The organism is Arcobacter sp. ISO1 (assembly GCF_058105185.1).
In genome coordinates this window covers 2,789,046-2,803,146 of sequence record NZ_CM176573.1, presented here as the reverse complement: position 1 = coordinate 2,803,146, position 14,101 = coordinate 2,789,046, and the positions used below count along the sequence as shown (strand labels likewise).

Here is a 14,101-nt window from a genome sequence, read left to right as displayed (position 1 = left end):
CTTAATATTTTAAGAGTAACATATCATAAGACTAGTTTACAAAGGATATAATATGGCTAAAAACTCTTCGGATTTGAATGCTATTTGTTCTCAATTATTAACTCCAAAAGACTTAAAGATATCAGAGGAGTTATTTAATGAGGTTCAAAATGAAAACATTGTAACTCAAATTGTTGATAATGGTGATTCAAAAAGTATAAAAATCTATTCAACTTATCAGTTGTTTTTATCTTCAATAACTCCAATTTTACATGATATTGGGTTTATGATTATTGATGAGGTTACATACAATATAAGAAATGGTAAAGATTTAATTTATGTTTCTAGATTTAATCTTAATATCTCTTCACCAGGCGATTTTAATAGAATCGAAAATGCTAAAGAGAATCTAGAAAAGATAATAGTAAGCTGTATAAAAGACAAATCATTAAAACATACAAAGGCATTTTCTCTTGTTTTAAATCAAGATTTTGATTTAAAAAAGATTTTTTTAGTAAATGCTTTTATTGAATATATTGATCAGTCTGTATTAACAATTAATAGTGCAACTATTTTAAAGACACTAATAAATCATCATACTATTACAAATTTGTTTGTGGATTATTTTACAACAAAATTTGATCCTAAGATAAAAGCAAAGAAAACAAAACTAGATAAATTAGAAGAAAATATTGAAAACTTAGTAAAGGTTATTCCTCACATTATTGATGATAGAATATTAAAATTAACACTATCATTTTTACATTCACTTTTAAGAACAAACTATTTTTTAAATAAAGAAACAATTTCATTTAAAATCGATACTAAAAAATTTGGTGAAAACTTAAAAGGATTACAACCAAATTTCGAAAACTTTATTTATCATCCAGATTTTTATGGAGTTCATTTAAGAATGAGTAAAATTAGTAGAGGTGGACTTAGATGGTCTGATAGACATGATGATTATAGACAAGAAGTAAAATCTCTTATGATTACTCAAGAGGGTAAAAACTCAATTATTATTCCCGATGGATCAAAAGGTGGTTTTGTAATCAATAAAAACAACTCTTCAATTACAAAAGAGTATTTTCAAGAAATTTACTCAATGTATATAAATGCAAATCTTGATTTAGTTGATAATATGGTAAATGGTGAAATTGTAAAAGATGAAAATATTGTTGCTTACGATGACGATGATCCATATTTTGTTGTTGCAGCTGATAAAGGAACTGCAGCGATGAGTGATGTTGCAAATAACATTGCAATTGAAAGGGGTTATTGGTTAGGTGATGCCTTTGCAAGTGGTGGATCAAATGGATATGGTCATAAAGATTTAGGTATCACTGCACGTGGTGCTTTAATGTCAACAAAAAGATTTTTTATTGAAGAGGGAGTTGATATCTATAAAGACAGTATTACTGTTATGGGTATTGGTTCTATGAGTGGAGATGTTTTTGGTAATGGCATGATTGAATCTGACAAGTTTAAACTTCTTGCTGCTATTGGACACAAAGAGATATTTATTGACCCAAATCCAGATCCTCAAAAGAGTTTTGATGAAAGAAAAAGACTTTTTGAAGATAAAAATTCTGGATGGAGCTTCTACGATGAAAAAGCAATTTCAAAAGGTGGAGGAGTATTTTTAAGAAGTGAAAAAGAGATAAGTTTAACTCCTGAAATTCAAAAACTAATAAAAACTACAAGAAAAGTTGTAAGTGGTGAAGAGTTATGTAAAATGTTGCTTTGTATGGAAGTTGATATGTTCTTTAACGGTGGAGTTGGAACATATGTAAAAGCTAGTGATGAAAACTCAATTGATATTGGGGATAAACAAAATGAAGCAGTAAGAATAGATGCTACTGAAATGAAAGCGAGAGTTGTTTGTGAAGGTGGAAACCTAGGATTTACACAAAGAGCTAGAATTGAATATGCTTTAAATGGTGGTAGAATAAATATTGATGGTATTGATAATGCTGGTGGAGTTGATACTTCAGACCATGAGGTAAATCTAAAAATCTTATTAAATACAATTAAAATAAGTGGAAATATTTGTGATGATGAGAGTAAAACTATGCTTCACTCATTAACAGATCAGGTTGTGAACTTAGTGTTACAAAGTACTTATAATCAAGCTTTAGCAATCTCTTCTGATGAAAGATTTTCAAGGAGATATCGAAATGACTTCTTAAAGACAATTCATATTTTAGAAAATCATGTAGAGGCTTTTAATAGAACATCATTTTTTATTCCAAAAGATGAGAATATTCATGAGGTAATAGATATTAATGGTTCAATTGTAAGACCAGTATTGTGTTCATTACTTTCATATTCAAAAATCTTTGTTAAGAAAATCTTATTGGGATCAACTTTAGTAGATGAACAGTTTGCCCTTGATTATTTAAATAGATATTTCCCGAAATCATTTGTTGGAATGTATGAACATGAATTATTGAATCATCCATTAAAAAGAGAAATTATTGCTACAAAGATGGCAGATATTTTAATCAATTCTCAAGGATGTACTTTTATTAGTGATTATGAAAAACTTGGCAATGAAAGATTCTTATTAAAAATAAAATCTTATCTAGTAGCAAAAAAACTATTTGGAACAAAAGAGATTAAAGAAAAAATATATTCTCAAGATTACATAATGGATGTGGAAGAGCAATATAGATTGTTATCTAAACTTGAATATACTTTATATGTAAGTACAAGATGGATGGTTAAATATCTAAAGAAAAATCAGTTAGATGCTACACATATACTAGACCACAAAAACGAACTTTTCAATCACTTGACAGAAGTTCATGAAGGTGGATTAAAAGTATACATAAAAGACGATTTAGAATTTAATCAGTTCTTTAGTGTTATTGATTATTTAAGATTTGCAGTTCCTGCAATTGTAATTAAAACAAATACAAGTCACACCTTTAAAGATGTATTAGTATTATTTTATTTATTAATTCATGAATTTAATATTCTAGATATTTTAATGTCATTAAATAAAATAGAATTAAAATCAAGAAATGATATGGTTTTAAGGGGACAAGTCCTACAATTTATAGAACATATTGTTGTTCATTATACAAAGAAAATATTAGATTTCAAAAGAGTTGATGAACATCCAGAAGATGCTTTTAAAAGTTATGTTAAAAATGAACATGAAGTTTTTTATAAAGTAAGAGATAATCTTGACACATTTATGTCAAAAGAGAACAAGGATATAAAAGAGATAGCAGTAACAGTAAATCAAATAATGGTTTCTTCATTATAAGAATTATTTATAATTTTATAATAAATTAAACTAATATTAAAAAATAGTATAACTTGAACTTATGACATTTATTTTAAGTTCTAATATGTTATTGTTCAAAAAAAAGGAGTTAGTCATGAAAAGTAATATGGATGATGAATTAAGCCTTGATAAAATTGAAGATTATAACGGAAATGAGTCAAAAGAAAAAAGAAATACTGTAAGAATTGTAGTTATTGGTATTTTACTAGTTGGAGCAGTTTTTGCATATTTGAGATATAACAGTAGTTATGATGACTATGTTGGAACTCAAGATGCTCCAGGAATTGTTACTAATAAAAAATAAAAGGATTAAGAGTGTCAGAATTCTATGATTACTTTAAATATCATATGAACACAAAACACTCTTATTTTTCTATTAGAAATAATCCAAATAGACTTGATTGGAATAACCAACCAAGTGTATTTAAATCTTATCCTGATACTTATGAGAAAGTCACTTTAGATACAAAAAAACAAAATCATGAGTTTATTTATTTAATTGCTGGAATAAACGCAAAAAAAACTTATCCTGGCGTTGAATACTACTTAAGAATAAATCCAAGTGCAGGGGCTTTATATCCAAATGAAATCTATTTTCAAAGTAGAGCAAATAAAGATCTTGAAGATGGGATTTATCACTTTGATATTAAAAGTTCAAGTATCACTTTTCTAAAAGAAATCAAAGATAGTGGACTTGAGCCATATTTTGATTTAGAAACAAAACAAGACGGGTTTATTTTTTTAATCTCTTCACTTTATTATAGAAGCTCTTGGAAATATAAGAATAGGGCTTTTAGGTACTGTTTACTTGACGCGGGACATGTTTTAGGCTCAATTGAAGCTTCCTCTTATTTACACAATAAAAACTTTAAGATTGTAAATGATTTTGATAAAAAGAAAATGAATGAACTTTTTAATTTTGATGAAAAAGAGTTTTTTACTTCAGCTGTCTTTTTGACAAAAAATACAAATGAAAGTGTTAAAAAAGTTAATCTTGAATTAGAAAATATTGATGGAACTTTAGTTTTTGAAAAAAATGAGATGATAGAAAATGCCTATTTTGATTCTTTAAAAATTGAAAACAAAAAACCTCAATTAAAAGAGGTGAATTTCAATTTTCAAAAAAGCTATTTTAAAGAAGTGATACTAAAAAGAAGATCAATAAGAGGATTTAGTCAGCAAAGTATCACAAAAATTGAGTTCGATTCTATAATGGAAAATGTAAATAAAGTTGTTAGTTCAGATTGTGATGAAGAGATAGATATTTATTATGTGATAAATAGAGTTCAAGGTATGAAGCTTGGATTGTTGAAAAATGGTGAATACATAAAAGAAGGTGATTTTTTATCAAAAGCAGGATATTTGTGTTTAGAACAACAACTAGGTAGTCAATCTGCAGTAACATTTTTCTTTTGTTCAAAATCAAAGAACTATCAAACAATGTATCAAAAGGCTGGATTATTAGGGCATAGACTTTATTTAGCTTCAAACTATTTAGGGATTGGATGTTCTGGTATTGGAGCTTATTATGATGATGAAGTTTGTGAATTTATTGGTGATTATACGCAAGTTTTATATGCCTTTGCAATTGGCAAATAAGAGGGGAAACCTCTTATTTTAAATAGTTTTCTTTTTTATCTGATGTATCTAATTCTTGACCAATCTCTTGGTATCTTTTAAAATAATATTTAACAAATGATTTGATTTTTTCATTTGTTGGCATAAAATATTTATCTTTTTTTTCTGCAAAGTTATTTAAGAAGATTGTGGCATCTTTTTTATCTAAATAATGAATTGCTAGATTAGTATAGGTGTCGATATACCATTGTTTTAGTTTATCATACTTAGTTGAACTCATATCAATAATTAATTCTTCATCTTCAAAGTTTAGAATTTTAGTTTCAAATAGACCTGTTAGATGAATAAGTCCTTCACAATAATATGGTTGCACTTCATCAACTTCCATCCATCCAATAAGACTAACAGCCCTTTTTATAGTATCTACTAAAACTTGTTTTTCTAAATCTTTTTCTTCATTGCTTTCATCTAAAAAGAAAGAAACTAAACCACCAGTTGTTGCTTTAAACTCTTCAATATTTTTGAAGTTTCCAGTTTTATTCATAAGAGTTTCAGTTTCTTCATCACACCAAAGAATATGTCCAAACTCATGTCCGATTGTTGAGATATCATAAACTTGATGCCAAGCTTCAGTTTCATTAAAAAGAAAAATTCTATCTTCGCTTAAAAACTTTTGCCCGAAAATCTCTTGCGAAAGTTTTAAGAATGGTTTAGCTCGACTTGTTTGCAAAATCTCATCAGAAAATGCAAATATCTTTTTACCTTCTTCTTTTGATACAACTTCATCATTTGGCACAACTTGAGCAGAGAATAAACCATTGAATTCAGCTCCAAAGAATAGGGCAGGTCTTCCAACATACAGTTGAACTTTGTCAAGTGATTTTAGTGAGAAATCATATATCTTTTGATATTCACTTGTTTTCTGCGTTTTTTCATATATTTTTTCAAAAGCAGATTTGATTTTATTTACTCTATTATCATTTTGAGCAAATTGTGGATTTGTAAGTCTTATATCCCATTCTAATGCAACTGCTTTTCTATAATGGTCTTCATAATACTCTAAAGGATGTCCTATTTGAATTGGAGTTTTTATTTTCATCCAAGCTCTATCAACATCTGCCCATTTTTCAACTAAAAGGTGGGTTTTATTTTCACCAAAGGCTTTAATTAATGATTGAATATAAAGGATATAATCCCATTTTTGTTCATAAACTTCATCTTCTAATTCAATTAATACTTCTTCAAAATCTTCTAAAGCATCGATAACTTCAGTAGTTTGTTTTTTAAAAGAATCAATATATGCTTTTGAGTGGTATTGGTCTTTGTCTTTTATTAATGCAGAGTATGATCTATCCGCTAATATATTGTTATGTCCTAAATCAAATAAATGATTTTTTTCTAAGTAGTCCATAACCTTTGCTTCATCACCATCAAACATATTTGATAACTCTTTATTAATTCCATTTATTATGTGAGCAGTCCAAGAACTCTGCCATGAAGACATTTTTAGTCCAACATTGTAAACACCTTGGAAAACCTCTTGGTAAAATGGAGTTAAAAGATTATTGTGTTTAATATATTCTATAAAATGTTTATGTTTTTCTTGCCAATAATCTCTTACAAAACAATATGCTTTTTCTTGTAGTTCTATTATCTCTTCTTCATTTTTCTCAAGTTTTTTTAAAACTTGAACCAATGAATCATCTCTTAAATTAACTAATCTTGTTGTTAATGCAACTCTTAAATTTTCATTCATATCTAAGTCTAAAAATTTTGCAAACTCATCAATAAGTTCTAATTTCTCAAACTCATTATTTTCTAAAAAAGATAAAAGTTTATTAGTTGAGTTTTTTTGAAAATCTAAGTACTCATAAATATCATTCAAATCTTCAATAAATTTTTCTTTAATCATGTAAGTCCTTTGTGAGATAATTCTACAATTTTTTGCTTAAATTAGCACTTAAAACTAAAAAGTGCTAAAAAAAGCTAAAACTTTAGCTTCCTTTTATAAAGTTTTGTTAAAATTTCATTACAAAAATTAAAAAATATAGGAGAAATTAGAATGGCAAAACATCAATTTCAAACAGAAGTAGGACAATTATTACATTTAATGACACACTCTTTATACTCAAATAAAGAGATTTTTATTAGAGAACTTGTATCAAATGCAAGTGATGCAATTGATAAATTAAACTATTTAAAGTTAACAGATGAAAAAATTAAAGCTGCACTTCCAGAAGATTGGGCAGGGCAAATTACAGTTAAGATTGATGAAGAAGATAAATCAATTACAATTGTAGATAATGGTATAGGTATGAATGAAGAGGACTTAATTGCTTCAATTGGTACAATTGCTAAGTCTGGAACTAAATCATTTGTTGAAAACTTAACTGGAGATGCAAAAAAAGATTCAAACCTAATTGGACAATTTGGTGTTGGTTTTTATTCAGTATTTATGGTTGCACAAAAAGTTGATGTAATCTCTAAAAAAGCTGGCGAAGAGCAAGCTTTTAAATGGTCATCAACAGGAACAGGCGAATTTGATTTAAGTACTTGTACAAAAGATTCTTCTGGTACTGTAATCTATATTAAACTTAAAGATGATGAAGTTGAAGATTATACTTCAAAACACAGAGTTGAAACAGTAATTAAAAAATATTCTAATCACATTGCATATCCAATTAACTTAGCATATACAGAAGAGGTAACTGAAGAGTTAAGTGAAGAAGATAAAAAAGCTGGAAAAGAAGCTAAAACAACAAAAGAAAATAGAAATGAAAAAATCAATGAAGCAACTGCTTTATGGATGCAACCAAAATCTAAAGTAAAACAAGAAGAGTATAACGATTTTTACAAATCTATTTCACATGATTCTCAAGATCCAATGCTTACAATTCATACAAAAGCAGAAGGTGTAAATGAGTATACTACACTATTTTATATCCCATCAATAGCTCCAATGGATATGTATAGAGCAGATTATCAACCAGGTGTAAAGCTTTATGTAAAAAGAGTATTTATTACAGATGATGAAAAAGAGTTATTACCAACTTACCTTAGATTTGTTAGAGGTATTATTGATAGTGAAGATTTACCATTAAACGTTTCAAGGGAAATTTTACAAGAAAACAGAGTTATGGCAAATATCAAACAAGGTTCTGTTAAAAAGATTCTTGGTGAAATCAAAAAACTTTCAAAAGATGAAGAAAAATATGCACCATTTATTGAGCAATATAATAGACCATTAAAAGAGGGTGCTTACCAAGACTTTACAAACAAAGAAGCACTTTTAGAGTTATTAAGATTTAAATCAACAAAAACAGAAAATGCTAAAATGACTTCATTATCAGCATACAAAGAAGCAGCTGATTCTGAACAAAAATCTATTTACTATATTGTTGGTGAAAATGAAAATGTATTAAGAAACTCTCCATTATTAGAAAGTTATAAGAAAAATGATATTGAAGTATTAATCTTAGATGATAAAGAGATCGATGAGATTGTTACTCCAATGTATGGTGCTTATAAAGAATGGGAATTCAAAGATATTACTTCTTGTGAAGCTCCAAAAGTTGAGCAAAGTGAAGAAGAGAAAAAAGAAGTTGAAGAAAAATTCAAAGATATTACAACTAAAATCAAAGAGGCTTTAGGTGAAGCAGTAACTGATGTTAGAGTAACTAACAGACTATCTGAATCTCCATCTTGTGTTGTTAAAGATGCAGGTGATGCACAAATGCAACAAATGGCTCAAATGATGAGAGCAATGGGTCAAGAGATGCCAGAAACTGCGCCAATTTTAGAAATTAATCCAGACCATGAAATTGTTTCAAAATTAAATGGTTTAAGTGATGATGGTTTAGTAGCTGATGTATCATGGGTATTATTAGACCAAGCTAAGTTAAGTGAAGGTATGGAAATAACTGATACAGTAGCGTTTGCTCAAAGACTTTCAAGAATCACAGCAAGAGCACTTTAAAAATAAAAGAACTATTTGCACGCATCTTCAGCGTTGCAAATAGTTTTTCTTTCAGTCACTTACTTTCATGTAAGCTCCTTCAATAAAAACTATCCACGCCTTGAATCTTCATACAACTAGCTCTTTTAAAGTAAACTTTCAGGATAATATTTTTTTATTATATTTGGAATATTTTCATTTATAGAATTAATAGTTTTTATTGTAATTGGTTCATGATTTTTTTTAACTATGATGAAATAATCAGATATTGTTATATCTAATCCACTAATCTCATCTTCATCTTTACTACTATCTACTTCATAGTGATTTGAGACCTCTATAAACTTCCCCTCTTTAATAATTAATTTTTTATCATTTGTGAGTATATAATCTTTTCTTTCAAAAGAGTTGTCATCTTCAATAGAAAAATTTTCCACTTGATTGTTTATTAAGCTATAACATATAAACATTTAATTCCTTTTATTTATATTTTTTTTATTGTATAATAATTTCAAGCTAAGGATTAAAAAATGACAAAAGAATATATTATCAACTATTTATCAGAACACAAAGATGAATTTTCTCAAAAGTTTGGTATTACTAAACTTGGGCTATTTGGTTCATATGTTAGAGATGAAGCTAAAAATAGTAGTGATGTAGATATTCTAATTGAACTTGAAAATAATCTTACAAATATACATGAAAAAAAGTTAGAGTTTAAGAAAACTTTAGAAGATTTTTTTCATCTTAAAGTAGATATTGCTAGAGAAAAATATTTGAAACCTTTATCTAAACAAGAGATTTTAAAAGAGGTTGAATTTGTCTAAATTAAAACTATCTCTTTTATCAATCATTGAAGCAATTGGTAAAATTGAGAATTATACAAATGAATTTGATAATGCTGATGACTTTTATCATGATGAAAAAAGTTTTGATGCTACTATGATGCAGTTTGTAATTATTGGTGAAATGATTTCAAAACTTGATGAAGACTTCAAAGAAAAATATTCAAATATACCTTGGCAAAAAGTTAAAGACTTTAGAAATATTGTAGCTCATAATTATTTTGGTATAGATGCTGATGAAATTTGGGAGATAATTACTACAAAAATCAAACCTTTAAAATATGATATTAAAGGTTTGTTAGATAAAGAACTTTAATCTTCTTTTATCTCTTCTATTTCACTTTCATCAACTTTTTCAACTCTTTTTTCAGCTTTTGAAATTATCTCTAAATAAAATGTTTCGCATTTTTCATTATCCGCTTCATTTACAAATTTTATAATATCTGAAAATGGTATCTCTTCTGGTGTTTCATCATCTTTGGCAAATTTACAATCAAAAAACCAAAAGTCTTTACCTTCGGGAAGCGCTTTTCTTTGTTCTCTTTTTATGTATTTTCTAATCTCATTTTTAATTGATTCTACAACTCTGTCTTGGTTTTTATTTTCTGCTTGAAGTTTAAAACTTTTTTTCAAAAATTTCCTTTTTTGCAATTGTATCCAAGTCTTTACATTTTTGTTGTAGATTTAATTAAAAATCATCATTTCTTTTTAGATTTGCAAAGGGATATTAATTGATAGTTAATTTTTCTTTGATATATTTCTGGAAATTAAATTTTATAGGATTTAAAATGTCAATTACTATTAGAAATGCAGTTATATCAGATGCTAAAATTATTTATGATTTTATTATGGAACTAGCAATTTATGAAAAAGAACCTGATGCTGTTGTTACATCAGTAGAGGAAACAAGAGAAAAAATATTTAATGAAAATTCAAGTGTAAAAGCTTTAATTTGTGAAGAGAATGGAAAAGCAATAGGTATGGCAATATATTTTTATAACTATTCAACATGGCTTGGTAAATATGGTATCTATTTAGAAGATTTATATGTAACTCAATCAAAAAGAGGAATAGGAGCAGGAAAACTTATGCTTAAACATATAGCAAAGAAAGCTTTAGAAGAAGATTGTGGTAGATTTGAATGGTCTTGTTTAGATTGGAATAAACCTTCAAGGGATTTTTATGAATCAATTGGAGCTAAATCTCAAGAGGAATGGATAGGGTATAGATTAGAAGGAGAATCTTTAATCAACTTTGCCAATAGTTGATTTTCATTTACTTTAATATTGGTTTTGATATAATCTTTAGTAATGCCTTTTGGTATTACTAATAATTATATGTGATATTAAAGGTTGTAATGATGGAAATGAATTTTATTCTACTTCTTGCCATAATTGTATTATGGGCTTCAGTTGTACATGGAGCAATAGGTTTTGGTTTTGGTATGATATCAACACCACTGGTTGCATTAATGGCAGATATTCAAACAACAATTATATTTATGCTTTTACCAACAATGGCTGTAAATATTTTAAGTATAGTTAGTGAAGGTAACTTCTTTGAGGCTTTAAAAAAGTTTTGGTTTATAATTTTACTTATGGTTTTAGGTAGTGCCTTAGGTACAGTACTTCTTGTTTACTCTAATTCAGAATTTTTTAAACTCCTACTTGCTGGAATCATATTTTTATATCTATTACAAGGGCTTGTAAAAATAGAAGCAACATTTGTTTCTAAATATCCTAAGTCATCAACATATGGATTAGGTTTATTTGGCGGAGTTATCTCTGGACTTACAAATGTAGTTGCACCACTTATGATAATGTATACATTAGAGATGAAATATTCTAGAAAAGATACAATTCAATTATCAAATTTATGTTTTTTATTTACAAAAATAGGACAGATTGCAGTATTTATTTTTTATGGAACTTTTACCCTTGAAACCTTAGGTATTTCAATTTCTACAGTATTAGTAGTTTGTATTGGTATGTTTTTTGGAATAAAAATTAAAAAAAGAATTGACGTAAAATACTATACAAAGATATTAAAAGGCTTATTATTTATAATAGCTTCATTTTTAGTAATCAATACAATATTTAATTAAAGAGTAGCATATGGATTCAAATTTATTAAAAGTATTTATTAGTGTATCAAATACAAAAAGTATTTCAAAAGCTGCTAAAGATTTAGGCTTCACCCAATCAAATGTAACTCTTAGAATAAAACAACTTGAAAAAAACATTGGATGTGAACTTTTTCATAGAACAAATAGAGGGGTTATTTTGACAAATGAGGGGGAAAGTTTCTTACCATTTGCAGTTGAAATAGTTAAAAAAGTTGAAGAATCATATTTAAAAATGAGAAATATTAATCATCAAGAACTACTTAAAATTGGCTCAACTCAAACAAATGCAACAATAAGATTAATTCCAATACTTGAGATGTTAAATAAAGATTTTAAAGATATGAAAATAGAGTTTACAATAGATAGTAGTAAAACTTTAGTTGATATGATACTTAACTATGAAGTTGATATAGCTTTTATAAATGGTGACCCAAACAATAAAGATATAGAGGTTTTAAACACCTTTGAAGATGAAGTTTTTTTTGTGGAGCCCAAAGATAAAGAAGCACAAAACTGTGCCTTATCTTTTAAAGAAAATTGCGCTTATTGTTTATTTTTAGAAGAATATGTTAAAAAAACAAAAGAAGAGAAATATAAAACCATAGCACTAAAAAACTATGAATTAATATTAGGTTGTGTAAAAGCAGGATTAGGAGTATCTTTACTTTCAAAACAGATTATAGAAAAGTTTGGATATGAAGAAAATTTAAAATTGACACCAGTTGATTCAAATCTAAATTCTCATCTTATTTGTAGAAAAGATTATCTTCCAATGATTGAAAAATATTTAAGGGAAATAAAAATTTAATATTTTTTGTTAAATTACTCTTTAAAGTGCCTCATAGTAATAAAATATTACAATTCAATAAATAAGACATAAAGAAGGTGCCTTTTGAAATTTGAGTTACTTTATGATGAGTTTAATGAAAAAATTGCAAAAAAAGAATTTGAAGATTCATTAAATTTAGTTCCAAAACTTATTGAGTTTGCAACTAATGATTTAGATGTATTTTATGCTTTAATGGGAAAAGCTACTGTACTTACAAATCTTAATGAAACAGAAGAAGTTATTGAAACTTATGATGAGATAATTAATAAGTTTGATAGTTCTAAAGATTCAATTATTTTGAAGTATTTAGCTTATGCCTATTATAACAAGGCATTAGTTTTTGCAAAGCTTAATAAGTATGAAGAGGAATTAGAAGTTTATAACATACTTTTAGAAAAGTTTATTGAAGATACATCTGAAGATTTAGAGATAGTTTTAGCAAAAGCATATGTAAACAAAGCTATTTGTTTAGGGGAGCTAAATAAATTAGAAGATTCTATTATAGTTTATAAAGAGTTGATTCTAAACTTTAAAAATACAACTGATTCAACAGTTCTTAATACTTTAGTTAGTTCTTACTACAATATTGCATTAACATTTGCGAAATTAGGTGATAATGAAAAAGCAATTGAAACCTATGATGAATTAATAGAAAAATTCTCTAATTCAACTAATGAAAATATTTTAGAATATATTGCAAAATCTTTAGTAAATAAAGCTAGTAGATTAAAAGAGTTAAATAAAAATTTAAAAGCAATAGAAACCTATGATGAGGTTATAAAAAGATTTGATTCTTATGATGGAAAAATCATATCTCAAGTTGCAATTGCACTACATAACAAAACAGTAATTCTTGGTGAACTTCAAAAAGAGGATGAACTTTTAAACACTTGTGATTATATTATTGAAAAGTTTTCAAATGTTAACAATGAATTGATTATGAATATTGTATCAACGGCACAAGTGATAAAAGATAAAGATAAATTTAATAATAATACTTACTAGTAAGTATTATTACTTTCTGGGTTATCTTCTAAGCGAACTTAGAAGATAACTCTTTTAATATACTGTTAGTTTCAAATGAATCACCATTATATTTAACTAATTTAATCCCTTGAGAGGTAAAAGATTTAGCTGTATTTTTGCAAGCTTTTTTAACAACTACAAAATCGCAATCTGTTAAAACTCTACCCATTTTATTGTGCTGTTCAATATGATCTGCATCATCATGGTCATGGTTACATTCATGATCCTCTTCTGGCTCATCATGGTCAATATCTGTTCTTGGGTTATTTTTTATTTCATTTAACTCAAATGATCTAAACATACCTGTACCATTCATAGTAAATACTGCAAATTTAGGAGTGTGTCCTGCATTTGGAAAAAACATTAGATTTTCATCTTTAACTGGCACTGCAATTCTCATAATATATCCTTCAAATTTTTTATTATATTACATCTTAATTATTAAACTATGCAATAACTAATCCATAAA

General features: G+C 27.0%; 14 protein-coding genes. 10 read left to right on the top strand and 4 right to left on the bottom strand.

Features of this window, described 5'->3' with window-relative positions:
• Positions 1–52: 52 nt before the first annotated feature.
• From AC2TY9_RS13875 to AC2TY9_RS13865, 3 genes are all read left to right on the top strand, one after another.
• Positions 53–3,253, top strand: a complete 3,201-nt coding sequence (locus tag AC2TY9_RS13875) for an NAD-glutamate dehydrogenase domain-containing protein (protein WP_489778115.1) — start codon at positions 53–55, stop codon at positions 3,251–3,253.
• A gap of 115 nt (positions 3,254–3,368) precedes the next feature.
• Positions 3,369–3,578 (top strand): hypothetical protein, encoded by a 210-nt coding sequence (locus tag AC2TY9_RS13870; protein WP_489778114.1) that lies wholly within the window; start codon positions 3,369–3,371, stop codon positions 3,576–3,578.
• Between the two features lie 11 nt (positions 3,579–3,589).
• Positions 3,590–4,873, top strand: coding sequence for a SagB family peptide dehydrogenase (locus AC2TY9_RS13865; protein ID WP_489778113.1), 1,284 nt, complete (start codon positions 3,590–3,592; stop codon positions 4,871–4,873).
• A gap of 13 nt (positions 4,874–4,886) precedes the next feature.
• Here AC2TY9_RS13865 and ciaB read toward each other — a convergent pair whose 3' ends face one another.
• Positions 4,887–6,764, bottom strand: a complete 1,878-nt coding sequence (gene ciaB / locus AC2TY9_RS13860; protein WP_489778112.1) for an invasion protein CiaB — start codon at positions 6,762–6,764, stop codon at positions 4,887–4,889.
• Between the two features lie 150 nt (positions 6,765–6,914).
• Between ciaB and htpG the strand changes: the two genes are divergently transcribed.
• Positions 6,915–8,828, top strand: a complete 1,914-nt coding sequence (gene htpG / locus AC2TY9_RS13855) for a molecular chaperone HtpG (protein WP_489778111.1) — start codon at positions 6,915–6,917, stop codon at positions 8,826–8,828.
• A gap of 125 nt (positions 8,829–8,953) precedes the next feature.
• Here htpG and AC2TY9_RS13850 read toward each other — a convergent pair whose 3' ends face one another.
• A complete protein-coding gene (locus AC2TY9_RS13850) occupies positions 8,954–9,277 on the bottom strand; it encodes a hypothetical protein (RefSeq protein ID WP_489778110.1) in 324 nt (107 codons plus the stop codon).
• Between the two features lie 60 nt (positions 9,278–9,337).
• Here AC2TY9_RS13850 and AC2TY9_RS13845 point away from each other — a divergent pair, with 60 nt between their 5' ends.
• Positions 9,338–9,634, top strand: a complete 297-nt coding sequence (locus AC2TY9_RS13845) for a nucleotidyltransferase family protein (RefSeq protein WP_489778109.1) — start codon at positions 9,338–9,340, stop codon at positions 9,632–9,634.
• Positions 9,627–9,968, top strand: coding sequence for a HepT-like ribonuclease domain-containing protein (locus tag AC2TY9_RS13840; RefSeq protein WP_489778108.1), 342 nt, complete (start codon positions 9,627–9,629; stop codon positions 9,966–9,968). The genes AC2TY9_RS13845 and AC2TY9_RS13840 overlap by 8 nt, the downstream gene beginning before the upstream one ends.
• Here the strand turns inward: AC2TY9_RS13840 and AC2TY9_RS13835 are convergent.
• The gene (locus AC2TY9_RS13835; protein WP_489778107.1) at positions 9,965–10,285 is read right to left on the bottom strand and encodes a DUF6172 family protein; all 321 of its coding nucleotides are present in this window, start codon (positions 10,283–10,285) and stop codon (positions 9,965–9,967) included. The genes AC2TY9_RS13840 and AC2TY9_RS13835 overlap by 4 nt on opposite strands.
• 155 nt (positions 10,286–10,440) lie before the next feature.
• Here AC2TY9_RS13835 and AC2TY9_RS13830 point away from each other — a divergent pair, with 155 nt between their 5' ends.
• The 4 genes from AC2TY9_RS13830 to AC2TY9_RS13815 all read left to right on the top strand — a co-directional run bounded on the left by AC2TY9_RS13830 (position 10,441) and on the right by AC2TY9_RS13815 (position 13,611).
• The gene (locus AC2TY9_RS13830) at positions 10,441–10,920 is read left to right on the top strand and encodes a GNAT family N-acetyltransferase (RefSeq protein ID WP_489778106.1); all 480 of its coding nucleotides are present in this window, start codon (positions 10,441–10,443) and stop codon (positions 10,918–10,920) included.
• 92 nt (positions 10,921–11,012) lie between these two features.
• Positions 11,013–11,756 carry a sulfite exporter TauE/SafE family protein gene (locus tag AC2TY9_RS13825; protein WP_489778105.1) on the top strand — a complete coding sequence of 248 codons (744 nt, stop codon included), beginning with the start codon at positions 11,013–11,015 and terminating at the stop codon, positions 11,754–11,756.
• Between the two features lie 10 nt (positions 11,757–11,766).
• A complete protein-coding gene (locus tag AC2TY9_RS13820; RefSeq protein ID WP_489778104.1) occupies positions 11,767–12,585 on the top strand; it encodes a LysR family transcriptional regulator in 819 nt (272 codons plus the stop codon).
• Positions 12,586–12,669: 84 nt separating this feature from the next.
• Positions 12,670–13,611 (top strand): tetratricopeptide repeat protein, encoded by a 942-nt coding sequence (locus AC2TY9_RS13815; protein ID WP_489778103.1) that lies wholly within the window; start codon positions 12,670–12,672, stop codon positions 13,609–13,611.
• Positions 13,612–13,639: 28 nt separating this feature from the next.
• Here the strand turns inward: AC2TY9_RS13815 and AC2TY9_RS13810 are convergent, their stop codons facing one another.
• Positions 13,640–14,032 (bottom strand): NifB/NifX family molybdenum-iron cluster-binding protein, encoded by a 393-nt coding sequence (locus AC2TY9_RS13810; RefSeq protein WP_489778102.1) that lies wholly within the window; start codon positions 14,030–14,032, stop codon positions 13,640–13,642.
• Positions 14,033–14,101 lie beyond the last annotated feature (69 nt).

Coding starts and splice junctions, on each gene's coding strand:
- AC2TY9_RS13875 (WP_489778115.1), top strand. CDS start 53: ATGGCTAAAAACTCTTCGGATTTGAATGCTATTTGTTCTCAATTATTA.
- AC2TY9_RS13870 (WP_489778114.1), top strand. CDS start 3,369: ATGAAAAGTAATATGGATGATGAATTAAGCCTTGATAAAATTGAAGAT.
- ciaB (WP_489778112.1), bottom strand. CDS start 6,764: ATGATTAAAGAAAAATTTATTGAAGATTTGAATGATATTTATGAGTAC.
- htpG (WP_489778111.1), top strand. CDS start 6,915: ATGGCAAAACATCAATTTCAAACAGAAGTAGGACAATTATTACATTTA.
- AC2TY9_RS13850 (WP_489778110.1), bottom strand. CDS start 9,277: ATGTTTATATGTTATAGCTTAATAAACAATCAAGTGGAAAATTTTTCT.
- AC2TY9_RS13845 (WP_489778109.1), top strand. CDS start 9,338: ATGACAAAAGAATATATTATCAACTATTTATCAGAACACAAAGATGAA.
- AC2TY9_RS13830 (WP_489778106.1), top strand. CDS start 10,441: ATGTCAATTACTATTAGAAATGCAGTTATATCAGATGCTAAAATTATT.
- AC2TY9_RS13825 (WP_489778105.1), top strand. CDS start 11,013: ATGGAAATGAATTTTATTCTACTTCTTGCCATAATTGTATTATGGGCT.
- AC2TY9_RS13820 (WP_489778104.1), top strand. CDS start 11,767: ATGGATTCAAATTTATTAAAAGTATTTATTAGTGTATCAAATACAAAA.
- AC2TY9_RS13810 (WP_489778102.1), bottom strand. CDS start 14,032: ATGAGAATTGCAGTGCCAGTTAAAGATGAAAATCTAATGTTTTTTCCA.